21 protein-coding genes are annotated in these 25,426 nt (G+C 67.1%); 10 read left to right on the top strand and 11 right to left on the bottom strand.

Going from position 1 to position 25,426, the window contains the following annotated elements; genetic code table 11:
* Nucleotides 1-2: 2 nt before the first annotated feature.
* Nucleotides 3-1,034, bottom strand: a complete 1,032-nt coding sequence (locus tag ACOTSS_RS05685) for a fatty acid desaturase family protein (RefSeq protein WP_448690551.1) — start codon at nt 1,032-1,034, stop codon at nt 3-5.
* Nucleotides 1,035-1,201: 167 nt separating this feature from the next.
* Here ACOTSS_RS05685 and ACOTSS_RS05690 point away from each other — a divergent pair, with 167 nt between their 5' ends.
* The gene (locus tag ACOTSS_RS05690; protein ID WP_448690552.1) at nt 1,202-3,829 is read left to right on the top strand and encodes an EAL domain-containing protein; all 2,628 of its coding nucleotides are present in this window, start codon (nt 1,202-1,204) and stop codon (nt 3,827-3,829) included.
* 63 nt (nt 3,830-3,892) lie between these two features.
* On the opposite strand, the gene ACOTSS_RS05695 is transcribed toward ACOTSS_RS05690, so the two are convergent.
* From ACOTSS_RS05695 to ACOTSS_RS05705, 3 genes are all read right to left on the bottom strand, one after another.
* Entirely contained in the window at nt 3,893-4,750 is an 858-nt protein-coding gene (locus tag ACOTSS_RS05695) for an RcnB family protein (protein WP_448690553.1), read from the bottom strand.
* A gap of 111 nt (nt 4,751-4,861) precedes the next feature.
* Nucleotides 4,862-5,407 (bottom strand): (2Fe-2S)-binding protein, encoded by a 546-nt coding sequence (locus ACOTSS_RS05700; RefSeq protein WP_448690554.1) that lies wholly within the window; start codon nt 5,405-5,407, stop codon nt 4,862-4,864.
* A gap of 27 nt (nt 5,408-5,434) precedes the next feature.
* Complete coding sequence (locus ACOTSS_RS05705; protein ID WP_448690555.1) at nt 5,435-6,199, bottom strand: class II aldolase/adducin family protein; 765 nt, start codon at nt 6,197-6,199, stop codon at nt 5,435-5,437.
* Nucleotides 6,200-6,481: 282 nt separating this feature from the next.
* On the opposite strand from ACOTSS_RS05705, the gene rpsU reads away from it, so the two are divergent.
* On the top strand, nt 6,482-6,688 hold the full coding sequence (gene rpsU / locus ACOTSS_RS05710; RefSeq protein ID WP_003047635.1) for a 30S ribosomal protein S21: 207 nt from the start codon (nt 6,482-6,484) through the stop codon (nt 6,686-6,688).
* Between the two features lie 118 nt (nt 6,689-6,806).
* Here the strand turns inward: rpsU and rsmA are convergent, their stop codons facing one another.
* The 4 genes from rsmA to ACOTSS_RS05730 all read right to left on the bottom strand — a co-directional run bounded on the left by rsmA (nt 6,807) and on the right by ACOTSS_RS05730 (nt 12,529).
* A complete protein-coding gene (rsmA, locus tag ACOTSS_RS05715) occupies nt 6,807-7,631 on the bottom strand; it encodes a 16S rRNA (adenine(1518)-N(6)/adenine(1519)-N(6))-dimethyltransferase RsmA (RefSeq protein ID WP_448691296.1) in 825 nt (274 codons plus the stop codon).
* Nucleotides 7,632-7,654: 23 nt separating this feature from the next.
* Nucleotides 7,655-8,674 (bottom strand): 4-hydroxythreonine-4-phosphate dehydrogenase PdxA, encoded by a 1,020-nt coding sequence (gene pdxA / locus ACOTSS_RS05720; RefSeq protein ID WP_448690556.1) that lies wholly within the window; start codon nt 8,672-8,674, stop codon nt 7,655-7,657.
* Nucleotides 8,674-10,014 (bottom strand): peptidylprolyl isomerase, encoded by a 1,341-nt coding sequence (locus tag ACOTSS_RS05725; RefSeq protein WP_448690557.1) that lies wholly within the window; start codon nt 10,012-10,014, stop codon nt 8,674-8,676. Before ACOTSS_RS05725 ends, pdxA begins: the two co-directional genes overlap by 1 nt.
* 157 nt (nt 10,015-10,171) lie before the next feature.
* The gene (locus tag ACOTSS_RS05730) at nt 10,172-12,529 is read right to left on the bottom strand and encodes an LPS-assembly protein LptD (RefSeq protein ID WP_448690558.1); all 2,358 of its coding nucleotides are present in this window, start codon (nt 12,527-12,529) and stop codon (nt 10,172-10,174) included.
* A gap of 125 nt (nt 12,530-12,654) precedes the next feature.
* Between ACOTSS_RS05730 and ACOTSS_RS05735 the strand changes: the two genes are divergently transcribed.
* From ACOTSS_RS05735 to ndk, 4 genes are all read left to right on the top strand, one after another.
* Nucleotides 12,655-14,109: a leucyl aminopeptidase gene (locus ACOTSS_RS05735; protein WP_448690559.1), complete on the top strand. Its 1,455-nt coding sequence runs from the start codon at nt 12,655-12,657 to the stop codon at nt 14,107-14,109.
* 129 nt (nt 14,110-14,238) lie between these two features.
* Nucleotides 14,239-14,688 carry a DNA polymerase III subunit chi gene (locus ACOTSS_RS05740; protein ID WP_448690560.1) on the top strand — a complete coding sequence of 150 codons (450 nt, stop codon included), beginning with the start codon at nt 14,239-14,241 and terminating at the stop codon, nt 14,686-14,688.
* An 86-nt stretch (nt 14,689-14,774) separates the two neighbouring features.
* Nucleotides 14,775-15,317: a hypothetical protein gene (locus tag ACOTSS_RS05745; RefSeq protein WP_448690561.1), complete on the top strand. Its 543-nt coding sequence runs from the start codon at nt 14,775-14,777 to the stop codon at nt 15,315-15,317.
* 97 nt (nt 15,318-15,414) lie between these two features.
* Nucleotides 15,415-15,837 carry a nucleoside-diphosphate kinase gene (gene ndk, locus ACOTSS_RS05750; RefSeq protein WP_095388737.1) on the top strand — a complete coding sequence of 141 codons (423 nt, stop codon included), beginning with the start codon at nt 15,415-15,417 and terminating at the stop codon, nt 15,835-15,837.
* An 82-nt stretch (nt 15,838-15,919) separates the two neighbouring features.
* Here ndk and cls read toward each other — a convergent pair whose 3' ends face one another.
* From cls to purM, 3 genes are all read right to left on the bottom strand, one after another.
* On the bottom strand, nt 15,920-17,365 hold the full coding sequence (gene cls, locus ACOTSS_RS05755) for a cardiolipin synthase (RefSeq protein ID WP_448690562.1): 1,446 nt from the start codon (nt 17,363-17,365) through the stop codon (nt 15,920-15,922).
* A 50-nt stretch (nt 17,366-17,415) separates the two neighbouring features.
* Nucleotides 17,416-18,366: a phosphoribosylglycinamide formyltransferase gene (gene purN, locus ACOTSS_RS05760; protein WP_448690563.1), complete on the bottom strand. Its 951-nt coding sequence runs from the start codon at nt 18,364-18,366 to the stop codon at nt 17,416-17,418.
* Between the two features lie 125 nt (nt 18,367-18,491).
* The gene (gene purM / locus ACOTSS_RS05765) at nt 18,492-19,610 is read right to left on the bottom strand and encodes a phosphoribosylformylglycinamidine cyclo-ligase (RefSeq protein ID WP_448690564.1); all 1,119 of its coding nucleotides are present in this window, start codon (nt 19,608-19,610) and stop codon (nt 18,492-18,494) included.
* Between the two features lie 86 nt (nt 19,611-19,696).
* Here purM and ACOTSS_RS05770 point away from each other — a divergent pair, with 86 nt between their 5' ends.
* From ACOTSS_RS05770 to ACOTSS_RS05785, 4 genes are read left to right on the top strand one after another with little or no spacing between them, the layout of a single operon-like run.
* Entirely contained in the window at nt 19,697-20,968 is a 1,272-nt protein-coding gene (locus ACOTSS_RS05770; protein WP_448691297.1) for a heavy-metal-associated domain-containing protein, read from the top strand.
* Entirely contained in the window at nt 20,968-21,639 is a 672-nt protein-coding gene (locus tag ACOTSS_RS05775; protein WP_448690565.1) for an HdaA/DnaA family protein, read from the top strand. Before ACOTSS_RS05770 ends, ACOTSS_RS05775 begins: the two co-directional genes overlap by 1 nt.
* Nucleotides 21,630-23,798 carry an RNA degradosome polyphosphate kinase gene (locus ACOTSS_RS05780; protein WP_448690566.1) on the top strand — a complete coding sequence of 723 codons (2,169 nt, stop codon included), beginning with the start codon at nt 21,630-21,632 and terminating at the stop codon, nt 23,796-23,798. Before ACOTSS_RS05775 ends, ACOTSS_RS05780 begins: the two co-directional genes overlap by 10 nt.
* A complete protein-coding gene (locus ACOTSS_RS05785; protein ID WP_448690567.1) occupies nt 23,782-25,284 on the top strand; it encodes a Ppx/GppA family phosphatase in 1,503 nt (500 codons plus the stop codon). Before ACOTSS_RS05780 ends, ACOTSS_RS05785 begins: the two co-directional genes overlap by 17 nt.
* Nucleotides 25,285-25,426: the final 142 nt, after the last annotated feature.

Consider the following 25,426-nt stretch of genomic DNA (forward strand, 5'->3'; position numbering starts at 1 on the left):
GCTCAGCCCAGCGCGGTCACCTGGCGCAAGACCGCGCCGTAGCTGGGCGCGATCGTCATCGCCTCATGCTTGCCCGCGCGGCCGAGCGCGGCGTGGACCTCTGGCAGGCGATAGCAGGGCACGCCCATGAACAGATGATGTTCGGCGTGATAATTGACCCAATAGGGCGCGACCGTCGCGCGCGCGACCCAACCCGCATGGGTGGTGCGCGCATGGGTGAAGGGGTCCTGGCTCCCCGTCGTCGTGCAGGCGTGCTCGGCGATGTTGCGGATGCGCAGATAGAGCTGGAAGGTTGTCGCGAGCCCCGCGAGCCACAGCAGCCAGGGCGTCCAGCCATAGAGCAGCAGCGACGCCGCGAGCAGCACCGCCTGGACCAGCAGGAATCGACCGACCGCGCGGGCCACCGCCATCGCGCCCGCGACGTCGGCGGTCGGCGACGTCATGCCGTCGTCGGACTGCTTGTTGAACGGCGTCCCCGCCTTCGTCCCGCCCTGCGCCTTCTCCGGCTTTTCGCCGCGCAGCATCGCTTTGAGGCCGGTGATCGCATAGGCGAACTGCGCCATCCGCTGCTTGAAGAAGGTCTGCCCGCTCAGGTCGCGCACGATCTTGCGTCCCAGGCTGGCGCGGGTGGTGGGGAAGGGCTTCGAGAGCGAGAGGTCGGGATCCTCGGGCTGCTGCGTATATTTGTGATGCTGCAGATGATAGGTTCGATAGGCGATCAGGTCCGATCCGACCGCGGCGCCGGTGAGCCACTGGCCGAGGAAATTGTTGACCTTGCGGTTCGGGTGGAGCGCGCCATGCGCGGCGTCGTGCATCAGGATCGCGAGGCCGAGCTGGCGCCCGCCGACGAGGATCACCGCGAGCAGCCATGCGGCCGGATTTTCCGACCAGGCGGCGAGGCCGACCGCCGCGATGCTGACGATCCAGGCGTGCGCGACCAGCCAGATGCCGCGCCACGACGAAGCGCGCGTCACCGCGGCCCATTCGGCGCGGTCGAAGAAACGGTCGGGCGGCAAGAGGCGAACGGCGGGCATGATCAAGCTATAACAAGTTGCGAACCGAAACCCAACCCCTCCCGATATGGCGCAACAATGGGGGGATTTCGCCTTTCAGAATAAGGATTTGGAAACCCCTTTCTGACAGTGCTCCATCCGGGTCGAACCAGCAGGATCAAGGGATTTTGGCGTCAAAGCGTTCCATAGTGCGACCGCTTTCCGGTGCGGCGTCTTCGGACGAATCGCTGCTCGACTCGCCCGAGTTCGTGGCCCGGCTGAGCCGCGTGGCGCAGCTCTGGCACTATGTGTTCATCGGGCGGGTGCTCGCCTTTTTCGCCTTTGCGTTCTTTCCCGGCATCGACGGCTTCCTCGACCAGCGCGCGCAGTGGCTTTCGATGGCGGTCGGCGTCGGCTGCGACCTCGTTTTGACCGTGCTCGGACAGATGTCGCGCGCGCGGCGGAGCCTTGCGCCGTCGCACCTGCGCATCGCGGCGGCATTGGCGATGGCGCTGGTCGCGCTTGGGACGCTGCTGACCTCCGCCGCGATGTTCGCCGCAACCGCGATGCGCGACGGCAGTTTCTATTTCGATGCTTTCACCGCAATTGAGTTCGGCGCGATCCTCGTCGCGGCATCGGCGTCGGCGATCGCCCGGCCGGCCTTCTTCGCCTTTGCCGGCGCCGCTGCCTTTGGGGGCGCGATCGGTGTCGCCTCGTGGCCGTTCGCCGTGGCGGGCATGGTGTTCCTCGCGCTGCTGATCGTGATGGTGCGCGAGGATATGCGCCATCAGCGGCGCGCGACGCGCGCGCGGCGGCTCGCGGTGAGCGAGCAGCAGCGCGCGCTGGGACTGGTCCGCGATTTCGAGCGCGCCGGGCGCGGCTGGTTCTGGGAAACCGACCGCTACGGGCAGCTCGTCTATGTCTCGCCGACCGTTGCGACGAAGCTCGGCCGCCCGCTCGGCGATATGTTGCACCGGCCGTTCACCGGCATCATCCGGAAACGCATCGGCAATGACGAGAGCGAGGAGCGGACGCTGGGGTTCAGCCTGTCGTCGCGAACCCCCTTCAAGGATCTGACGGTTCAGGCAGCAGTGCCGGGCGAGGAGCGGTGGTGGTCGATCTCGGGCAATCCGATCTCCGACGAATTCGGCAATTTCCAGGGCTTTCGCGGTAGCGGCACCGACCTCACCGAAAAGAAGAGGTCGGAGCGCGAGATCAACCAGCTTGCGCGCTACGACACGCTGACCGGCCTCGCCAACCGGCTTCACATCACCGATCTGCTCGAACGCGCGCTGCGCAACCATATGGGGCAGGCGCAGCCGTGCGCGCTGTTGCTGCTCGACCTCGACCGCTTCAAGGCGGTGAACGACACACTCGGTCACCCGGTCGGCGACCAGCTGTTGCAGCAGACGGCAGGGCGGTTGACGCAGATCGTTGGCGACAAGGGGCAGGTCGGGCGGCTAGGCGGCGACGAATTCCAGATCGTGCTACCGCAAATCACCCAGGCCGAAAAGCTCGCGAGCATCGCCAACGCGATCATCCTGAGCCTCGCCAAGCCTTTCGCGATCGAGGGCGAGCAGGTGCGGATCGGATCGTCGGTCGGCATCGCGGTCGCCGACGGGCAGGCGGTGAGCGCGGCGGCGCTGGTGCGCAACGCCGACCTCGCGCTCTATGCCGCGAAGGACGCGGGGCGCGGCGTCTATCGCTTCTACGCCGACGCGATGCACAACCAGGCGAGCGAGCGCAAGGCGATCGAGGACGCGCTGCGCGACGCGCTGGCTCGCGACGAGCTGAAGCTGCTCTATCAGCCGATCGTCGATGTCGCGCGCGAGCGCATCACCGGGTTCGAGGCGCTGATCCGCTGGCAGCGGGGTGACGGCGAAGCGGTCAGCCCGTCGAAATTCATCCCCATCGCCGAGGAATCGAACCTGATCGTGCCGATCGGCGAATGGATCATCCGCACCGCCTGCGACACGATCGCGCGCATCGGCCCTGGTTATCGCGTCGCGGTCAACGTGTCGCCGCGGCAGTTCGCCAACGACCGGCTGCCCGCGACGATCATGAGCGCGGTGTCGGCGTCGGGCATCGCACCCGAACAGCTCGAACTCGAGATCACCGAAGGGGTCTTCCTCGACGAGAGCCCCGAAAATCTGGAAATGTTCCAGCGGCTCAAGCGCACCGGCGTCCGGCTCGCGCTCGACGATTTCGGAACCGGCTATTCGGCGCTCGGCTATCTGAAGAAGGCGCCGTTCGACAAGATCAAGATCGACCAGAGTTTCGTGCTCGGGGCCGCCGACAAGAGCAGCATGAACGCCGCTATCATCTCGTCGATCGTCGGCCTTGCGACCGCGCTCGACATGGAGACGACGGCCGAGGGGGTCGAGACGCACGACGATCTGGCGCTCGTCCGCCGTCTCGGGTGCAGTCACGTCCAGGGCTATATCTATGGCAAGCCGGTGGATCTGGACGAAATGCTGGCGCTGCTCGGCGAAGGCGACGGCCGGGCCGTTGCGCGCGGCTATCAGAGCGCGCGCGCGCCGCGTCGTCATATCCTGCGCGCGATCCATGTGATGAGCGGCGGCTATCGCTACGAGGCGCTCGTCCGCAATATATCGTCGGGCGGCGCGCTGATCGAGGGGCTGTGGAATGTCCCCGCGGGAACGCCGCTGACTCTGGAGTTCGGGGCGGGGATGCGGCTCGATGCCGAAGCGCGCTGGTCCGACGGCAATCGCGTCGGGGTGCGCTTTGCCGATGCGATCGAGATCGAGGCGCTGATCGGGCAGGCGAGGCAGGGGCGGCCGTCGGCGCCGCGCCGGCGTGCGAATCGCGCCGCCTGACCCTACAAAAGAAGGGCCGGCGACGCCGGCCCTCCAGTTGGCTTCCGGTAACCGAAAGGAATATTACCAGAAGAAGTCGTAGATGACGTCGACCACTTCGCCCGAATAGGTGTCGACGAGCAACGCATCGTCATAATAGCGAATCCAGCGATAGGGGCCGTAGGCGGGCGGCAGGCGATAGTACCAGGGATCGTTGATCCAGTATCGCTGGCCATAGAAGAGCGACCCCAGCGTGAAGCCGATGCTGAACCGCGTGTAGCGATGGTTGCGATACGGCGAATAATAGCGTGGCATCCGGTAATAGCTGCGATGCGAATTGCGGTAATCGCGCCAGTCGTAGCGGCGGTCGTGGCGCCAGTCGCGGCTCCAGTTGCGCCGGTCGTTGTCACGATAGCGCCGGTTGTCGTTCCGATCCCAGCGGCGGTTGTCGTTGCGGTCATAGCGCCGGTTGTCGTTGCGGTTCCAGCGGTTGTCGTTCCGGTCGCGATCATAGCGCCGGTCGACCTGTCCGTTGCGGTTGCGGTCCCACCGGCGATCGGTGCGACCGTCGCGGTTACGGTCATAGCTGCCGCCGCGGCGCTGCGTCTGCTGCGCGCGCTGGCGGTCGCGCCAGCGATTGTCGCGCTCGCTGCGCTGCGGGCGCTGAACCTGCTGACGTTGCACCTGCGGGCGCTGCGACCGGTCGCGCTGAACTTGCGATCGCTGCCGCTGCACCTGCGGGCGTTGCCGCTGCACTTGCGGTCGCGATGCGCGCTCGCGCTGGACGCGAGCCTCGCCGCGCCGGCCTTCCGACCCGCGGTGGCCGCGTTCGCCGCCGCGCTGCGCCATCTGCACGCCCGCACTGTCGGGTCGCGCGAAGGCGGGGCCCAGCGGCGTCAGGATCGTTGCCGCCATCAGCAACCCTCCGAACATCTTCTTCATGTCGCCAGTCTCCAATCCATGTCCCGCATACTGGAGGCGCCAGTGGGGATGATGGAGCAATTCCTACACCCCGCAAGATGAGTCGGTGCTGACCGGGGCGTTGTCTGCGGTTCAGCTTCCGCGCGGAGGGCGCATCGCGGGAACGGCGCGCGCCGCGTCCTCGGGGCGGATGCCCGGCGGCGGCGCGGCGGCGATCCGTTCCTCGCCGCGCAGCACCCGTCCGGCGAGGCGGATCGCACCGCGGATGCGCGGATAGGTTCCGCAGCGGCAGATATTGGTCATCGCCGCGTCGATTTCGGCATCACTGGGGTTGCTGTTGGTGCGCAGCAGCGCCGCGGCTGTCATGATCATCCCCGACTGGCAGAAACCGCATTGCGGCACCTGCTCGGCGACCCACGCCTGCTGCACGGGATGGCTGCGGTCGCGCGACAGGCCCTCGATCGTCGTGACGAATCGCCCCTCGCACTCGGCGATGGTGACAAGGCAGCTGCGAATCGCCTCGCCGTCGATATCGACGGTGCAGGCGCCGCAATCGCCGGTGCCGCAGCCATATTTGGTGCCGGTCAGGTTCGACGCGTCGCGCAATGCCCACAACAGGGGCGTTTCGGGCTCCATCCGATATTCGACCGGCCGGTCGTTGACCGAGAATTTCGTCATGCGGGTCTGATGGACCGGTTTGACGGATTAGTCACGCCAGCTCGTGTCGATCTTGTCGACCTTGCGCACCATCGCGTCGAATTCGGCCTTGCCGGCCTGTCCGGGGATCGAGGCCATGAACAGGTCGCGCTGGTGGACCGCGATCACCTCCTGCGGGACGGTGATCGGCTTGCCCATGCTCATCGTTGCGAGCTGAATCTCGCATGCGCGCTGGAGCGCCCAATATTTGATGAAGGCTTCGGTCAGCGTCTTGCCCATCACGACGGGGCCGTGGTTCCTCAGCATCAGGATGCGCTTGTCGCCGAGATTCCGGACGAGGCGCTCGCCTTCCTCCTCGCGCACCGTCACGCCCTCGAAATCATGGTAGGCGAGCTGGCCGGCGAAGTTGCAGGCATAGAAATTGACCGGCTGCAGCCCGCCTTCGAGCGCGCAGACCGCGGTCGTCGCGGTCGTGTGGGTGTGGATGATCGCGTGCGCGTCGGGCAGGACGCGGTGGAACAGGCTGTGCTGGACGAAGCCAGCCTTGTTGACGTGCCACGGATTGTCCTCGTCGACCTTGTTGCCGTCGATGTCGATCTTGATCAGGCTCGACGCGGTGACCTCGCTGAAATGCATGCCATAGGGGTTGATCAGATAGCTGCCCTCCTCGTCGGGCACCTTCACGGTGATATGGTTGAAGATCATTTCGTCCCAGCCCATCATCGCGAAGATGCGATAGCAGGCGGCGAGTTCCTGCCGCGCCGTCCACTCGGCTTCGCTATATTTGCTGTTGCGCTTGAGCTGGGTCGCCATCGGCTGATCCTCTTCCTATCGGTTTCGTCCTGCTACCTATGCCACAGGCAAAGGGGCGGGCACAATCCCGCCTGCAGGGTTTCGGCAGGACGTTCGCGCGGTCCATCTCGCGGCTCATCGCTCGGGGGCTTGCATTTCGGCGCGAATCTCTTTAGTTGGCGCTGCATCGGACGCCCGCGCTTTCGCGGCGCTCTTTTTATTGCCCGAATATCGGCGACCTATGGCGAACCGGAATGCGACCGGGGACACAGGCCGTTTGACGAACAGGAGACGACACGGCGTATGCAGATCATCGTTCGCGACAACAATGTCGACCAGGCCCTTCGCGCGCTCAAGAAGAAGCTGCAGCGTGAGGGCGTGTATCGCGAAATGAAGCTGCGCCGTCACTACGAAAAGCCCAGCGAAAAGCGCGCGCGTGAACGCGCCGCCGCCGTCCGCCGCGCCCGCAAGATGGAGCGCAAGCGGATGGAGCGCGACGGTATCAAGTAACCGTCCCTCCCGTTCGGGATCCTGATCGTGAAAAGGGCGCTGCGGCAATGCGGCGCCCTTTTTCTTTTTGCCGAGCCGCGGATGGCGGTCCTGTTTCGTGCATTCGCAGTCGAGACGATCAACCCGTAGCCGGCCCGCGCAGCACCCGCGCCAGCGCCACCCATTCCGCGACGCTCACCGTCTCGGCGCGGCGCGTCGGGTCTATTCCGATCGTTTCGAGCGCCTCGACCGCGCCCGGCACGCCCTTCAGGCTCTGGCGCAGCATCTTGCGGCGCTGGCCGAAGCCTTTTTCGGTGAGGCGCGAGAGGAGCGCGGGGGTGACGCCGGCGGGCTGCTCGGCGGGGACGACATGGACGATCGCCGACATCACCTTGGGCGGCGGGGTGAAGGCCGAGCGGTGGACCTTCATCGCGATGCGGGCGGTGGAGCGCCACTGGGCGAGGACGCTGAGCCGGCCATAGGCGGGCGTGCCGACCGCGGCGACGATGCGTTCGGCGACCTCCTGCTGGAACATCAGGGTCAGCGAGCGCCATTGCGGAGGCCATGCCGCAGGTTCGAGCCAGCGGGTGAACAGCGCGGTGCCGACATTGTAGGGAAGGTTGGCGACGATATGATAAGGGCCGCCCGCCAGCGCGTCGGCGTCGATCGCCATCGCATCGTCGGCGATCACGGTCAGCCGTCCGCCGAACGCCTCGCCGAGTTCGCCAAGCAGCGGCAGGCAGCGGTCGTCGCGCTCGACCGCGATCACCCGCGCGCCCGAGCGGAGCAGCGCGCGCGTCAGGCCGCCGGGGCCGGGACCGACCTCGAACACCGTCGCATCATCGAGATCGCCGGGCAGCGCCGCGATCCGGTCGAGCAATTGCTCGTCGAACAGGAAGTTCTGCCCCAGCGCCTTGCTGGCCGACAGGCCATGCGCGCGCACCGTTTCGCGCAGCGGCGGCAGCGGGCGCGTCGGCTCGTGGGTCGTCACTTGGCGGGCGCGCAGCTGCGTTCGCGCGCCTCGGCCATCCGCGCCGCCATCGCGATCGCCGCGATCGTCGGGCCGGGGTCGGCCTTGCCGGTGCCCGCGATGTTGAACGCCGTGCCGTGATCGGGCGAGGTGCGCACGATCGGCAGGCCGAGGGTCAGATTGACCCCGTCGTGGAAATGCAGCGCCTTGAAGGGCGCGAGCGCCTGGTCGTGATAGGCGCAAAGCAGCGCGTCATATTGCATGCGGATCGCCGGGGCGAACAGCGCGTCGGCGGCGAGCGGACCCTCGACGATCAGCCCTTCTTCGGCGAGCTGCGCGACCGCGGGCGCGATGATCCGCAGTTCCTCGTCGCCGAGCTGACCGCTTTCGCCGGCATGGGGGTTGAGCCCCGCGACGCCGATCCGCGGTCGTTCGATACCGAAATCGCGCTGCAGCCCGCGCGCGACGATCCGCGCCTTGGCGACGATCAGTTCGCTCGTCAGCCGTTCGGGCACCTGCGCAAGCGGGATGTGGACGGTCAGCGGCACGACGCGCAAAGCCGGGCCCGCGAGCATCATCACCGCATTGGTCGCGGTGACGCCGCAGCGTTCGGCAATGAATTCGGTCTGGCCGGGGTGGGTATAGCCGATGCCGTGGAGCGCGTGCTTCGACACCGGGCCGGTGACGAGCGCGGCGCTTGCCTGATTGCGCGTCAGCCCGATCCCGGTTTCGAGCGTGTGCAGCGCGCAGGTGGCGCCCGCCGGAGTAGGCTGGCCCGGCGTCAGCGGTCCGCTGTCCTCGAGGTGCCAGACCGGCAGCGCGTTGCCGAACACGCGTGCGGCCTCGTCGATGTCGCTGACGCGCGCGATGGGACCGTCCCAGACGGCCTCGATCGCGGCGATGTCGCCGATCGCGACGAAGGGAGGCAGGCGATGCTCGCGGCGCGCCGCCCAGGCGCGCGCGGCGACTTCGGGCCCAACGCCGGCGGGGTCACCCATGGTGACCGCGATCGGGCGCGGGCTGGTGCAATCGGTCATCAGCTATATTCGATCACGGCATCCCGGCGCAGGTCGCGCAGATAGCGCTGGGCGCGCTTGTTGACCTTTTCGTCGAGCAGCCGCTGCTCGATCTGCTCGGCGCTGGGCGCACCCGCCGCCTGCGGCATATCGCGTCCGCAGAGCACGAGGACGCTGATGCCGTCGCTGGCCGAGCCGAAGGGCTGGGTGGTCTTGCCCACCTGAAGGTCCATCAATGTCTGCTGCAATTGTGGCGGAAGCTGACGCATCGACAGATTGTCGCGCGATACGACCGCCGCGCCCAGGCTTTGCGCCACGGCGTCGGCGGTTCCGCACCCCGATATGGCGTTCGTCGCCTCGGTGAACTTGCTCGCGAGCTCGGTCGCCTGCGCCTCGGTCGTCCCTGCGGGGAAATCGAGCGAGATCTGCTTTAGGCTGAGCAGCGCGTCGCGCGGGTCGGCGGTCAGCACCTGGCGCCGGTCCACCATCAGTATGATCGAGACGCCGCCGGGAACCTCGATCGGCCCGACGAGCTGACCCGCCTGCATCTGTGCCGCGGCTTCGGCCATTGAGGGGGGAAGCTGTCCCGCGCGCACCCAGCCGAGATCACCTCCGACCACCGCGGTCGACGCCTCGGAGAACTGGCGCGCGTAAGCGGCGAACGATCCGCCCCCTTGCAGCGCCTGCATGATCTTGTGAGCGTTTTCGACCACCGCGGCGGCATTTTCGGAGTTCGCCGACAGATAAATCTCGCCGAGATGGAATTCGTCCTGGCCCTTGGCCGCCTCGAGCCGCTTGAGCACCGCGTCGACTTCCTCGGTCGATACGTTGGTGGTCGACTGGATGTTGCGCGACAACAGGCGGTCCCACGCGAATTCGCCGCGGATCTGCTGCTTGACCGCGGCCGCCGACGACCCCTTCGACTTCAGATAGTCGGTGAACTGCTCGGGCGACTGCTTGAAGCGCGCCGCGAGCTGCGCGAACTGCTGGTTGATCAGATTCTCGTCGATCGCGATCTCGGCCTGCTTTGCGGCCTGGATCTGCAATTTCTCGTCGATCAGGTTGCTGAACACCTGCTGGCGCAGCCGCTGCTCCTCCTCCGCGCTCAGCGTCAGATTGGCGTTGGCGATGCGGATCAGTGCCATCCGCTGCTCGATGTCGGTCGAGGTGATGATCTCTCCATTCACGGTCGCCGAGGGGCGATAGACATTCGCCTTGGCGTCGCCATAGAGCTTCACATTGCCGGGAATGTCGAGGCTGGTGGTCGGCACTTCGTCGTCGGCGACGGTCTGCGCGACGACCGGGGTGATCCCGGCGGCCGCCACGGCCAGCAAGCCGATCATGGTCGAAATTTTGGTCATCTTCACCCTATTCGAGATTTCGTGGCACGCTCCGTATCAGCGGAAACGTCCGATGGTCCAGCGCAATCGCCTTTGCCCGACCGCTTTGCCGCCGCGAATAGCGGCGTCACGCTGAACGCAGGCTGAGCGGGAGGCTCTTCCAGGCGGGGCATGGAGATCAGAAGCCGAGGTTGCGAAAGGCGATACGGAAGGAGAAGCTGTTGCCGCGCCGCGCGTCGCCGGTGTCGATATAGTCGCGGCGCCAGGTCAACGCGATCGACAGGCAGTCGTCGTCATAGGCGACCCCGAGCCGGTGGCGAATCGGTTCGAAGCCGTCGGAGGTGCTGAGCGGATCGTCGCTCTTGCCCGTGAGGTCGACGATCGCCGAGCCGAAGACCGACCAGTTGCGCGCCACCGCGATGCGACCGCCGGCACGCACCTCCTCGCGGTCCTGCAAATCCTCCGCGAGGCTGACGATGTCGCGGTTGAGCCGCGAATAGCCGACCACGGCATAGGTCGACCGGCTGCCGATCGTCGCGTCGAACTCGTTGCGGCGCACCGCGAGATCGTCCTTGTCGAGCCGGAAGCGGTGGGTCAGGCGCAGGAAATCCCTGTAAGCGATGGTGGTGCGCCCGACGATGTCCGAGGTGCGATCGGTCAGGCCGGTACCGTCGGGAAACAGGGTCGGCTTGTTCGACAGGCGATAGCTTTGCCCGACCACCGAATTGATCGCGAATCCCGGACGGGTGTAGTTCCATTCGACGCCGTAAGTGACGCGCGCGCCGTCCTCGAAGCGGTCGTAGCCGTTGAAGCGGTTGATGGCGAAGAGATTGCCATCCTCTAGGTCGAAGGCGCGCGAATCCTCGTTCGGGATCTCGATATTGTTGATCGGCGGGGTCGCGACGAACTGGACGCGCGGGGTCAGCGTCTGCGTTCCGCCCAGAAATTCGCCGATGAAGGGCCAGCGCATGTCGGCCGCCACCGCGGCGATGCCGCGCGCCTGCCAGCCCGATTCGCCACGATAGCCGGGGATGGCGGTCAGCAGATTCCCGTCGCTGTGATAGACGTCGCCGCGAACCAGCGCGGTCAGCGTGATTTCCTGGCCCAGCGGCGTCAGCCGGCGCAGGTCCCAGCGCGCGCCGGCGAAGGCGCGCTGCGTATCCTGCCCCGCGGTGCGGCCGATCGCGAGGGTGTTCAATTGCAGCTCGAACTGCCCGCCGAGCCAGGGATCGTCGAGCCGTTGGCGGAAATCGATGATCGGCAGCGCGATCGGCTGCTGCCCCTGCTCGTCGTTGAAGCGGAGCGTTTGCGTCGCCCAGCCGGCGATCGACAAATAGCTCTGGCTGCCGATCCGTTCGATCTCGAAGGTCGAGCGCAGCCGGTCGTCGCGGCTGATGTCGTAGCGGCGCATGAAGGTGCGGTCGGTCGCGATGCGTCCCGAGTAGCTGACGCTCCAGCGCGGATCGATCTGGAACTTGCCCGCGCTTTCCAGATAGCCGCGAAATTCGTTGGTCGAGGTCGTCGGCGTGCCCACCAGTGGCACCACCGAGCTGTAGGTCGCGAAGCCGTTGATGCGGAACGAGCCGAAATCGGTGAGCGCGCGGAACTCGCCCTCGAGCATCGGCGCGGCGTCGGTGTAGAGATGCGGCGTCAGCGTCAGGTCGCGGTTCGGCGCGAGGCGGAGATAATAGGGCAGCGCGATCTCGAAGCCGTTGGTGCGGTCGAGCCGGACGTTCGGCACCAATATGCCGCTTCCCGCCTCGCTGTTCGCCGGATGGCTGAGGCCGGGCAGGGGGATCAGCGGCAGGCCGAAGATCTCGACCCGCGCGCCCTTGTATTTCACCTTGTTCTTCGCGCGGTCGTAGATCACGCGCACGGCGCGGATCTGCCAGCTCGGCTTCTTGGGACAGCCGTTCTCGTCCTCGACCGGGCAGGGGGTGTAGGCGGCGTTCTCCAGCTCGATATTGCCGTTGTCGAAGCGCGTGCCGCGGATCGCGGCGAGCCTTGAGCCGTTGTCGAGAACGACGAGCAGATTTTCGACCACCCCGTCGCGCAGCGTGTCGGTCAGTTCGATGCGGTCGCCATAGGCGGTGTCGCCCTCGGGATTCTTGATCGCGACATCGCCCTCGGCGATCACCTCGCCCGTCTTGCGGTTCCACGTCACCTTGTCGGCGCGCATCGAAATCGCCTCGCGGTTCATTTCGACATTGCCCTCGGCGACGACGATTTCGGTATCGCTGTCGTAATTCAGATTGTCGGCCGCGAAGCCGATCTGATCCTCGGCCTTCACCTCGGGCGCATCGACGGTGACCGGCGAGACGTCGGGGGTCTGGAGGTCGGGCTCGCCCGGCGGCACCGGGGCCTCGGAAGGGACGGGGGGGAGCGTCGGAACGACGGGCGGCGCGGCGACGTCCTGCGGCGGCGACTCATCGACCTGTTGCGCGAGCGCGGGGTTCGCGATCAGGGCCAGTCCGCTCGCGGTCGTCAGCCACAGATATCGTGCGCCCGTCGCCTGTCGGAACAAAGCCCATGTCATTAGAATTGGTTGTCCCTCTTCGCGTCCGTCCCGATTGAACCGGCAGCTTTGTTTTTGCAACTCGCAAGCGAAACCCCTATCGGTCCGGCACGTTGCAATCAATCATCGCATAAGAGAGTTAAGGCATGGACATTCAGTTTGTCGCGCAAATCGACGCATCCGCCGACACGGTCGCCATTCCGGTCCGCAAGGGCGGGACTGGCGCGCTCGTCGGTCCGCACGCGGCGTTACTCGCCGCCGCCGCGGCGCAGGCGCGTTTCGAGGGCGCGGCGGGCGCGGTGGCCGAGACCGCGGCGGTCGACGGCGACCGTGCGCAGCGGCTGCTGCTCGTCGGCATCGGCGAGGGCAGCGTCCATGATCTCGAACGCGGCGGTGCGGCGCTGACCGCGCGGCTGCAGACGAGCGGCGCGAAGAGGGTCGCGGTCGATTTCACCGGGACCGAGGCCGACGAGGAGGATGTGCTGGCCTTCGCGATGGGCGCACGGCTGCGCAACTGGCGGCTCGACACCTATCGCACGCGGCTCGCCGACACGGCGAAGCCCAGCCTCAAGACGCTGGTCATCGCGTCGGCGGCGGGCGATGTTTCGGGCCGCTGGGCCGCGTCACAGGCGGTCGCCGAGGGCGTCGCGCTGACCCAGACGCTGGTCGCCGAGCCGCCGAACCTTCTCTATCCCGAAACCTTCGTCGAACGCTGCCAGCATCTTGCCGACCTCGGCGTCGAGCTCGAAATCCTCGACGAACGCCAGATGAAGGCGCTCGGCATGGGCGCGCTGCTCGGCGTCGCGCAGGGCTCGGTGCGCCCGCCCCGCCTGCTCGCGATGCGCTGGAACGGCGGCAAGGCGGGTGAGGCGCCGGTCGTCTTCATCGGCAAGGGCGTCACCTTCGACACCGGCGGCATCAGCCTGAAGCCCGGGCCGGGCATGGACATGATGAAGTGGGACATGGGCGGCGCGGGCGCCGTCGCGGGCGCGATCAAGGCGCTCGCGGGCCGCAAGGCGAAGGCGAATGTCGTCGGCGTCGTCGGCCTCGTCGAGAATATGCCCGACGGCAATGCGATGCGCCCGGGCGACATCGTGTCGACGATGTCGGGTCAGACGGTCGAGGTGCTCAACACCGACGCCGAGGGCCGGCTGGTCCTCTGCGATTGCATCGCCTGGGCGCAGAAGAATTATTCGCCGAAGGTGATCGTCGACCTCGCGACGCTGACCGGCGCGATGGTGATCTCGCTCGGTCACGAATATGCCGGGATGTTCGCGAACGACGAGGATCTGGCGGCGAAACTGCTGAGTGCGGGTGAGGCGAGCGCGAACAAGCTGTGGCGCTTCCCGCTGTCGGCAGCCTATGACAAGCTGATCGACAGCGGAATCGCCGACATGAAGAATATCGGTCCGCGCGAAGGCGGCTCGATCACCGCGGCGCAGTTCCTGAAGCGTTTCGTCGACGAGGGCGTCCAATGGGCGCATCTCGATATCGCGGGCATGGCGTGGCACGACAAGGACGGCCCGACCTATGCCAAGGGCGCGACCGGTTATGGCGTGCGCCTGCTCGATAGGTTTGTGGCGGATAATTTCGAGGGCTGATGATCATCACCTCGTCATTGCGACCCCGGCGAAAAGCCGGGGGAAGCAATCCAGGGCGGCCCTGCGCCTACTCCGGATTGCCGCGTCGCCTCCGGCTCCTCGCAATGACGACCGTGAGCTAGGCGGAAGATGGCGCGCGTCGACTTCTACCGCCTGACCCGCGATCCCGTCGAACGTGTGCTTCCCGCGGTCGCGACGCGCATCCTGGCGGGCGGCGACCGGCTGCTCGTCGTCGCCGAATCGGCGATGCAGCGCCAGGCGATCGACGAGGCGCTGTGGACGCTGCAGCCGGCAAGCTTTCTGCCGCACGGCGCGGCGGGCACGCCCGACGAAGCGATCGAGCCGATCCTCATCGCAGGGTCGCTCGCCCCGCCCGCCGCCAATGGCGCGCGCCATGCCGCGCTCGCCGATGGGGTGTGGCGCGAGGAAGCTCTGACCTTCGACCGCGTCTTCCTCTTCTTCGACAACAGCCGCATCGACGACGCCCGTGCGACCTGGCGAAAGCTGGGCGCCGCCGACGGGACCGAAACCCATTTCTGGAAGCAGGACGACCGCGGCCGCTGGTCGGAGGGGCCATGACGTGCGATGACTGTGACGGGGGTCACCGACAGGGGCGGGGCATCGCGCAAAAGGGCCTTACCCCCTATGAAAACAGGAGCTTGACCATGACGATCCGCCCATCATCCACCTTCTTCACCGCCTTCGCCGCGGCGGCGGCGCTGCTCGTCGCGGGCTGCGGCTCCAAGTCCGAAAAGGAGGTCGCGAGCGGCACCTATACCGATCCCGAAACGGGCGAGACCGCAGATTACAAGGTCACGAGCAGCGACGACGGCGAAACCGGCAACGTCAGCATCAAGACCGCCGACGGCGAGGTGAGCTTTGGCGGCGGCGCCGCCAATGCGAAGCTCCCGGCTGGGATCGCGCCCTTTCCGGGGGCGAAGATGACCGGGGGACTATCCTCGACCAGCAAGGACGGAACCAGCGGAATGGCGAGTTTCGAGGTGAAGGGCAAGGCGGCGGACGTGATCGCCCATTTCCGCAAGCAGGTCGAGGCGCAGGGAATGAAGGTTACCTCCGAGATCACGGCCGACGAGACGATGATGATCGCGGCGGAAAAGCCGGGCGACGACAAGTCGGGGATGCAGTTCACCGCCACGCAGGAGGGCGACATGGTGACCGGCAGCGTCACCTATGGGCACGGCGGCTGACCGCCGCCCCGCCAGCCTTCGCTCCCCGCTTGCGGTGTGGCCAAAGCGCCGCTAGAGGCGCGCGCATCATAAAACACACCCACGCAGGAGCTTTCCCATGGCGGTCACCCGCACCTTTTCGATCATCAAGCCCGACGCGACGCGCCGCAACATCACCGGCGCCGTCACCAAGATGCTGGAGGACGCGGGCCTGCGCGTCGTCGCGTCGAAGCGCATCCACATGACCCGCGAACAGGCCGAGGGCTTCTACGCGGTCCACAAGGAACGCCCCTTCTTCGGCGAGCTCGTCGAGTTCATGACTTCGGGTCCGGTCGTCGTCCAGGTCCTCGAGGGCGAGAATGCGATGCAGCGCAACCGCGACGTGATGGGCGCGACCAACCCCAAGGATGCCGCGCCGGGCACGATCCGCAAGGAACTCGCCGAAAGCATCGAGGCCAACACCGTCCATGGCAGCGACAGCGATGAGAATGCGGCGATCGAGATCGCCTATTTCTTCAAGCCCGAAGAGATCGTCGGCTGAACCCGAACGTCGCCGCGGGTTTCGCGGGGATGACAAAGATCGAAGGCCGCCGGAGCGATCCGGCGGCCTTTTCCGTCGCCGGTCAGAGCAGCGGGCTCAGCATCGCGAGCAGGTTCTGCCACAGGCGCGCGGCGATCCCCATTTCGGCGATCCGTTCGGCGGTGACGGGGTCGGAATCGGCCAGATAAGCCGCCTGCCGCGCGCGGATTTCGGCGGTGAAGCCGGCGTCGGCGAACAGGATATTATTCTCGAAATTAAGCTCGAAGCTGCGCCGGTCGAGGTTCGCCGAGCCGATCAGCGCGGCCGCACCGTCGACGGTGATCGTCTTCGCGTGGAGCAGGCCCGGCCGATATTCATAAAGCCGCACCCCCGCCGCGATCAGGTCGCCATAATAGCTGCGGCTCGCCCCCGCGACGATGCGGCTGTCGTTGCGCCGCGGGAGGATCATGGTCGTCGCCACCCCGCGCCGCGCCGCGTCGAGCAGCGCGAAGACGAGCTGTTCGTCGGGGACGAAATAGGGCGTCGTCACGACAAGCTCGCGCCGCGCCGCGTGGATCAGCGCGGTGAAGCAGGCGGGCATCGCGGGGTAGGGAAGGTTGGGCCCGGTCCCGATCACCTGCGCCGCGATGCCGGGCTCGGCCGCCGCGGGCGGTGCGGCCGCGTCGCCGAGCAGGTCGCCGATATCGTCGCCGCGCTCGCTTTCCCAGTCGGCGGCGAAGACGAACTGGCACGCCTGCACCACCGGCCCTTCCCAGCGCGTCATGATGTCGACCCACGGCGCATATTTCGATTTGATGCGGAATTCGGGGTCGGCAAGATTCTGGCTGCCGCACCAGGCGACGCGGTTGTCGACGATGAGCTGTTTGCGGTGGTTGCGCAGGTCGAAGCGTCCGCGGATCAGCGTCCAGACGAGCCCGCCGATCGGCAGCGCGATGCGCGCGTCGATCCCCGCATTCTCCATCTCGATCCAGTAGGCCGAGCGGATGAACCCCCGCGACCCCAGCGCGTCGGCGAGCACGCGGACCTTCACCCCGCGCTTCGCCGCGCGGATCAGCGCATCCTTGACGCGGAAGCCGTTGTTGTCTGCGAGCCAGATGTAGAAGCAGAGATGGACGCTCGACGCGGCGCCGTCGATATCCTCGACCATCATGCGGATCGCGGCGTTGCCGTCGGGCGCCAGCGTCGCGTGGTTGCCCGCGGTCGGCGGTAGCCGGTTCACCGTCTCGGCGAGCGCGAAGGGCGCGGCATAGGGCGTTTCGGCGAGCGCGCGCCGGACATCGTCATTCTCCGACGGATGCGGCAGGTGCGCCTCGATCTGGCGATAGCGCGCGCGCCGCTTCGCGCTGATCCGCGCCTCGCCGAGCAGCAGATAGGCGACCACGCCGACCACCGGCGCGGCGAGCGCCGCGATCAGCCATGCGATGCGCGAGGCAGGCTCGCGCTGCGGGCGCAGCAGGATGCGCCCGATGATCACGATATGCGCCGCGACGAACAGGATCGACAGGGCGAGGGTGAAATCCGCCGTCATCGCGCCCTTTCACCCGGCTTTGGCCGAAAAGGCCAGCCTTTATCAGCGCGTCAGAACTCCTCCGCGACCCCCATCAGTCCCGCGAGCTTCTTCGGCGCGACCGCGAGCCAGCTCTTGCGCAGCCAGTCGGCGATCGCGTCCCAGTCGGTATCGCCGCGATCGAGGCGGATGCCGACCCAGCCGTCGCCGAAATAGGCGGGGCGGTAATAGCGCTCGGCGTCCATCTCGATGAGCTGCGCCTGTTCGTCGGCACCGCTGATCTTGACGAGCAGCGCGGTCCGGCCGTCGCCGTGATGATCGTGCGTGAAATAGGCGAATTTCTTGGCCCTCACGATGCCGAAGCAGGGCATGCCGTGCGAGCTCACTTCGTCGACCTCAGGCAGCGCCATCGCGAGCGCGCGCACTCGGCCGAGCAGATAGGCCGGATCGCGTTCGCGCGTCACGAAGGCGGCGAGCGTCGGCGGATAGAGCTGATGCTCGGCGATCAGGACGCGCGCGGCGAGGCTGTCGGCGGTGTCGCCGGGCAGGATCGCGACCGGCGTCTGTGCGAGCACCGGCCCGTCGTCGAGCGTCGGCGTCACGACATGGACGCTGCAGCCGCCGAATTTGTCGCCGGCGTCGATCGCCCTCTGGTGGGTGTCGAGCCCCTTGTAGAGCGGCAGCAGGCTCGGGTGGATGTTGAGCATCCGCCCCTGCCATGCCGTGACGAAGCCGTCCGAGAGGATGCGCATATAGCCCGCGAGCGCGACATAGTCGGCCCCCGCCTCGCGGAGCCGCTCGTCGACCAATGCGTCGAAGGCGTCGCGGTTCATGCCCTTGTGCGAAAGGCTCCAGGTAGCGATGCCCTCTGCCGCGGCCAGCGTCAGTCCGGGAGCATCGGGATTGTTGCTCGCGACGAGGACGATCTCATAGGGGCAGCCCTCGGCCTTTGCGGCGTAAAGCAGCGCGGCCATGTTCGTGCCGGTGCCCGAGATCAGGACGGCGACTTTGGCTTTGGTCATCATCGCTCCCCATTCTCGTCATGCTGAACTTGTTTCAGCATCCATGACCTGTTCTCTCGTCGCCCGCAGCGAAGATTTCGGCGCTGGGCCATGGACCCTGAAACGAGTTCAGGGTGACGAAAAAATTAGCCGTTATGCGTCGCGCTCCACGCGCCCATCGCGCTCCACGTCCCGGCGGCGCCCGACACGGTGCAGCCTTTTTCGCCCTCGGCGATATGCCCGATCCGGTGCACCGTCTCGCCTGCGGCTTCGAGCGCGGCGGTCACATCTGCCACATCCGCCTCCGCGACGACCACCGCCATGCCGATGCCGCAGTTGAAGGTGCGCGCCATTTCCTCGGGCTCGATATTTCCCTGCGCCTGCAGGAACGCCATGAGCCGCGGCTGGTCCCATGCGTCGGCGTTGACATGCGCGTGGAGGTGCGCGGGGAGCACGCGCGGAATATTCTCGAGCAGCCCGCCACCGGTGATGTGTGCGAGCGCGTGGATCTTGCCGGTCTTCACCAGCGGCAGCAGGCTCTTCACATAGATGCGCGTCGGCGCCATCAGCGCGTCGATCAGCAGGATAGTCTGGTCGAAAAGGGCGGGGCGGTCGAGTTTCCACCCCTTGTCGGCCGCGAGCCGGCGCACGAGCGAGAAGCCGTTCGAATGCACCCCCGACGAGGCGAGGCCGAGGATCACGTCGCCCGCGGCGACCTTGTCGGCGGTCAGTACCTCATGGCGTTCGACCGCGCCGACGCAGAAACCGGCGAGGTCGTAATCGCCTTCGCTGTACATGCCCGGCATCTCGGCGGTTTCGCCGCCGATCAGCGCGCAGCCGGCCTGCTTGCAGCCTTCGGCGATGCTTGCGACGACGGCTGTGGCGACCTCGTTGTCGAGCCTGCCCGTCGCGTAATAGTCGAGGAAAAAGAGGGGCTCGGCGCCCTGCACGATCAGATCGTTCGCGCACATGGCGACGAGGTCGATGCCGACGCCGTCGTGGCGCCCCGAATCGATCGCGAGCTTGAGCTTGGTGCCGACCCCGTCGTTCGCCGCGACGAGCAGCGGATCGCTGAACCCCGCGGCCTTCAGGTCGAAGAAACCGCCGAAGCCGCCGAGGTCGGCGTCGGCACCCGGACGGCGCGTCGCTCGGGCCAGCGGCGCGATGGCACGGACCAGCGCGTTGCCGGTCTCGATCGATACCCCGGCTTTCGCATAAGTGTAGGAGGCGGGCTGCCCGTCTCGTTGGTTGTGCTTGGAATCCATGGCACGCGCGACTAACGGTTCCGGCGGATAAATGCCATGATTTCCTTGTCCGGGCCCGCGCTTTTGGGCAGAGCATGAAAGACGTGATGATTTCGGCCCTTTCCCTCCCGTTCGCCCGCCGGTCCGGACCCGCCATCCAGTCACGCGACTGGCGCTGGTTCGCCTTTTTCGGCCTGCTTCTTGCGATTCTGGCCGCCGGCATCGTCGAGGGACAGATCGCGCGCGGCGACCGCGGCATCACCCCGATCAACAGCAGCGGCGACTTTCTGACCAGCGGGATCAAGGTCGACGTCACCGGCGACAATGCGGAGGACGCGCGCGAAAAGGGCTGGCGCGAGGCGCAGCGCAAGGGCTGGGCGCAGCTCTATCGCAAGACGAACGGCAGCGACGGCCCCGCGCTCGGCGATTCGGTGCTCGACGGCATCGTCACCGCGATCGTCGTCGAAAGCGAACAGATCGGCCCGCGCCGCTATGTCGCGACGCTGGGCGTCCAGTTCGACCGCGTCCGCGCGGGACAGATATTGGGCGTCAGCGGCCGCACCTTGCGCTCGCCGCCGCTGCTGGTGATTCCCGTCTATTCGATCGACGGCATCCCGCAGGTGTTCGAACAGCGCAGCGAGTGGCAGCGCGCGTGGGCCGAATATAATACGGGGCAGAGCGCGGTCGATTATGTGCGCACCGCGGGCACTGGCGCCGACACGCTGCTGCTCAACGCCGGACAGACCGGCCGCCGCGGCCGCGTGTGGTGGCGCGTGATCCTCGACCAATATGGCGCCGCCGACGTGCTGATGCCGATGGCGCGGATCGAATATAGCTATCCCGGCGGGCCGATCACCGGCCATTTCGCCGCGCGCTTCGGCCCCGACAACACGCTGATCCAGACCTTCACCATGACCGGGCCGAGCGTGAAGGCGCTGCCCGACATGATGGAGAAGGCGGTCGCGCATATGGACCGCATCTATACCGAGGCGCTCGCCGCGGGTGTCCTCAAGACCGACCGCTATCTGGTCCTTGAGAAGCCGGTCGAGAAGGAGGATCTGCCCGAGGAAGCCCTGCCCACCGAGGACATGGCGCTGCCGGGCGAAATCGACGCGAGCGTGCCGACGACGGCGCCGGCGGGAGTTGCGAGCTTCACCGTCCAATATGCGTCGCCCGACGTCGAATCGGTATCGGCGACCGAGCGGAACGTCGGGGGCATCGCCGGGGTCCAGTCGGCCTCGACCACCAGCCTCGCGCTTGGCGGCACCTCGGTGATGCGCGTGACCTTCCGCGGCGACATCGCGGCGCTCAAGGCGGCGCTCGAAGCGCGCGGCTACAAGGTGCAACAAGGCGGCAACACCCTGCGGATCAGCCGCTGATGGCGCGCGCCCCCAGGGACCGCCCCCCTTCGCAATTCGCGCTGCCGCTCGACTGGAGCGCGGGCGGAGCGAACGACGGACCGCTGATCGTCGGCACCAGCAACGGCGATGCGCTCCGCTATCTGCATCATGTCTCGACCTGGCCGGTGCGCACCGCGGTGCTCACGGGGCCGCGCGGGTCGGGGCGCAGCCTGATCGGGCGGATCTTCGCGCGCGAGACCGGCGGCCGCGTGATCGACGGCCCCGCGAGCGTCTCCGAAGAGGAGATGTTCCACGCCTGGAACGCCGCGCAGGCGAGCGGCACGCCGCTTCTGATCATCGCCGATGCGCCGCCCGCTGAATGGCCTGTCGCGCTTCCCGACCTCGCCTCGCGGCTGCGCGCGGTGCCGGTGCTGACGATCGGCGAGCCCGACGATTGCCTGGCGCGCGAGCTGATCGAGGCGCTGTTCGCGCAGCGCGGCATGGCGATCTCGCCCGAGGTCGCTTCCTATATCGTGCCGCGAATGGAGCGCAGCTATGCGATGATCCACCGCGTCGTTGCCGCGCTCGACGCGGCCTCGCTCGAACAGGGGCGGCGCGTCGGGGTTCGTCTTACGCGTGAAACATTACTGTCACAGGGGCTGATCGATCCCGATTTGCTCGAACGACAGGATAAGGCCCAATGTCCATAGCTGGCAGCCCCCTACGCGCCGATAATGACGCCGATGCGTCGCCGCCCGGCTTCGGCCCCGACCGTTTCTTCAACCGCGAACTGTCGTGGCTCGCCTTCAACCGTCGGGTGATGGAGGAGGCGCTGAATCCGGCGCATCCGCTGCTCGAACGCCTGCGCTTCCTGTCGATTTCGGGGAGCAATCTCGACGAATTCTTCATGGTCCGCGTCGCGGGACTGAAGGGGCAGCAGCTCCAGGGAATCGACGATCCCTCGGCCGACGGCCGCTCGCCGGGCCAGCAGCTCGCCGAGATCGAGGCCGAGGTGAACCGGCTCGTCGACCAGCAACAATCCGAATGGCAGCGGCTACACCGCCTGCTCGCCGAGCAGGGCGTCATCGTCCACGGCGCGGGATCGGACGCCGCGGCGCTGCGCGTGGCGCTTCGTCAATATTTCGTCGATCAGATCTTCCCGATCCTGACCCCGCAGGTGCTCGACCCCGCGCACCCCTTTCCCTTCATTCCCAACCGCGGGCTCGGGGTGATCTTCGACCTGCAGCGCAAGGCGACCGGCGACACGGTGCGCGAACTGGTGATGATCCCGCCCTCGCTGCCGCGGTTCGTGCCGGTGCCCGGTGAAGGCACCGCGTTCGTTCCGATCGAATATCTGATCGAGATTTTCGGCGACCTGCTCTTCCCCGGCTTCACGATCCGTTCGCGCGGGGTGTTCCGCATCATCCGCGACAGCGACATCGAGATCGAGGAAGAGGCCGAGGATCTCGTGCGCCTGTTCCGCACCGCGATCCGCCGCCGGCGCCGCGGCCGCGTCATCCTGCTCGAGCTTGGCGCCGACATGCCGGGCGAACTCGCCGCGGTGCTGGGCGACGACATTCAGGGGCATGAAGCGATCGTCGCCAAGATCGGTGGCTTCGTCGGGCTCGCGGCGCTGTCGGCGATCGTCGACATCGACCGGCCCGACCTCAAATTTCCGGCCTATTCGCCGCGCTTTCCCGAACGTATCCGCGAGCATGGCGGCGATTGCTTCGCGGCGATCCGGTCGAAGGACATCGTCGTCCACCATCCGTACGAGAGCTTCGACGTCGTCCTCTCCTTCCTCCGCCAGGCGGCCGCCGATCCCGATGTCGTCGCGATCAAGCAGACGCTCTACCGCGCGGGCAACCAGTCGCCGGTGATCCGCGCGCTGATCGAGGCCGCCGAGGCGGGCAAGTCGGTGACCGCGGTGGTCGAACTCAAGGCGCGTTTCGACGAGGAGCAGAATCTGCTCTGGGCGAACCAGCTCGAACGCGCCGGGGTGCAGGTCGTCTACGGTTTCATCGAGTGGAAGACGCACGCCAAGATTTCGATGGTCGTGCGCCGCGAGGGGCAGGGCTATCGCACCTATTGCCACTTCGGCACGGGCAATTACCACCCGGTGACCGCGCGAATCTATACGGACTTGAGCTTCTTCACCGCCGATCCGCGCGCCGGGCGCGACGCGGCGCAGCTGTTCAACTACATCACCGGCTATGTCGAGCCCGATCACCTCGAAATGATCACCATGTCGCCGCTCAACATGCGGCATAATCTGTGTAATCTGATCGACGATGAGATAGCGGCGGCGCGTTCGGGGCGGCCGTCGGGCGTGTGGGCCAAGATGAACAGCCTCGTCGATCCCGACATCATCGACAAACTCTATCAGGCCAGCGCGGCGGGCGTGCCGGTGGAACTCGTGGTGCGCGGCATCTGCTGCCTGCGCCCCGGCGTGCCGGGCCTGTCCGAAACGATCCGCGTCAAGTCGGTCGTCGGGCGCTTCCTCGAGCACAGCCGCATCTGGGCCTTCGCGAACGGCGCGGCATTGCCGCACAGCGCGGCGAAGCTCTATATTTCGAGCGCCGACTGGATGCCGCGCAACTTCGACCGCCGAGTCGAATATATGATCCCGATCGAGAATCCGACCGTCCACGACCAGATATTGGATCAGGTGCTGGTCGCGAACCTGATCGACAATGAACAGAGCTGGATCCTCCAGCCCGACGGCACCTATGTGCGCGTAAGGTCCGACGACAAACCCTTCAACCTGCACCATTATTTCATGAACAACCCCTCGCTCTCGGGCCGCGGCACGGCGCTCCACAAACGCCATGACGTGCCGACGCTCGCCTTTCATGTGCGCGAAGACTGACCCGTTGCGTCTTCGCGCCCCTGAACTCGCCATCCACCGCTCGGCCGTCATCGACATCGGCTCCAATTCGGTGCGCCTCGTCGTCTACGAAGGTCCGCCGCGTGCGCCCGCGGTGATCTTCAACGAGAAGGTGCCCGCGGGGCTCGGCCGCGGCCTGTCGACTGACGGGCGGATCGCGCCCGAGGACGCCGAGCGCGGCCTGATCGCGCTGCGCCGCTATGCGCTGCTCGCGCAGCATATGGAGGTCGAGAACCTGCAATGCGTCGCGACCGCGGCGGTGCGCGACGCGACCAACGGCGCCGACTTCATCGCCGGTGCGGCCGACGCGGGGCTGACGATCCGGCTGCTGTCGGGTGAGGAAGAAGCCCTGGCGGCCGGCTGCGGGGTGCTGTCGGCGATCCCCGACGCGCACGGTATCGCGGTCGACCTGGGCGGCGGCAGTCTCGAACTCGCCGAGGTCGCCGGGGGGCGCGTCGGGCGATGCGCGTCCTTTCCGCTCGGCGTGCTGCGGCTGCCCGCGCTCCGCAAGGACGGGCAGCAGCCGTTCGAGCGCGCGGTCCGCAAGATGCTCAAGGGAGCGGGCTGGCCGGGCAATCTTACCGGCCTGCCGCTCTATCTGGTCGGCGGATCGTGGCGCGCTCTGTCGCGGCTCGACCTCGAACTCACCAAGGATCCGCTCGCGGTGCTCGACCAGCATACGCTGCCGCGCAGCGCGCTCCGCCGACTGCTGCGCGCGACCAAGCGGCTGAGCGTCGAGGAGCTGAAGGCGATCCCCGGCATGGCGGCGAACCGCGCGGTGACGCTGCCCGATGCAGCGGCGCTGCTCGCGGCGCTCGTCACCATCATCGACGTGCCCGAAATGACGATCTCCTCGTCGGGTCTTCGCGAAGGGCTGCTCTATCAGGCGCTCGACGCGAAAACGCAGGCGCAGGACCCGTTGATCGTCGCCGCCGAATTCGAGGGCCGCCGCCTCGCGCGCTTCGCGCCGCACGGGCGCGCGATCGCCGACTGGATCGCGCCTTTGTTCGTGCACGAGGCGGAGGCGGACCGCCGCGTCCGGCTCGCCGCGAGCCTGCTCAGCGACGTCGCCTGGTCGGCGAACCCCGATTTTCGCGCCGAACGCGGGACCGAGATCGGGCTCCACGGCAACTGGCGCGGCATCGACATACCGGGGCGCATCCTGCTCGCGCGCGCTCTCCATGCGGGGTTCGGCGGTAATGATGCCGATTTCCCGGCGATGGGCGCGCTCGTCGGCGCCGAGCGGCTCGCGCGGGCGCGGCAATGGGGGCTCGCCATCCGGCTGGCGCAGCGGTTGACGGGCGGGGTCGAGGCGCCGCTGAAGGGCAGCGCGATCGGGCGTGAGGACGACCGGCTCGTGCTGCGCCTGAATCCCGGCTGGCACCATCTTGCCGGCGAATCGGTCGAGCGCCGCCTGCGCTCGCTGGCGCAGGCGCTGGGTGCGAAACCGGAGTTGGTGCTGCTTTAGGGCGAATCGCGGGACGTACAGATAAATAATCCGCATCCCCGAGCGGAGACGAGGGGCTTGTTCGAGCGAAGCGAGAACCCGCTCCGTCGCTGCCTCGGCTTCGCTCGGCAATCCCCCTCGTCTTAGCTCGGGGATGCGGTCA

It is taken from the genome of Sphingopyxis sp. NJF-3, from assembly GCF_053514865.1.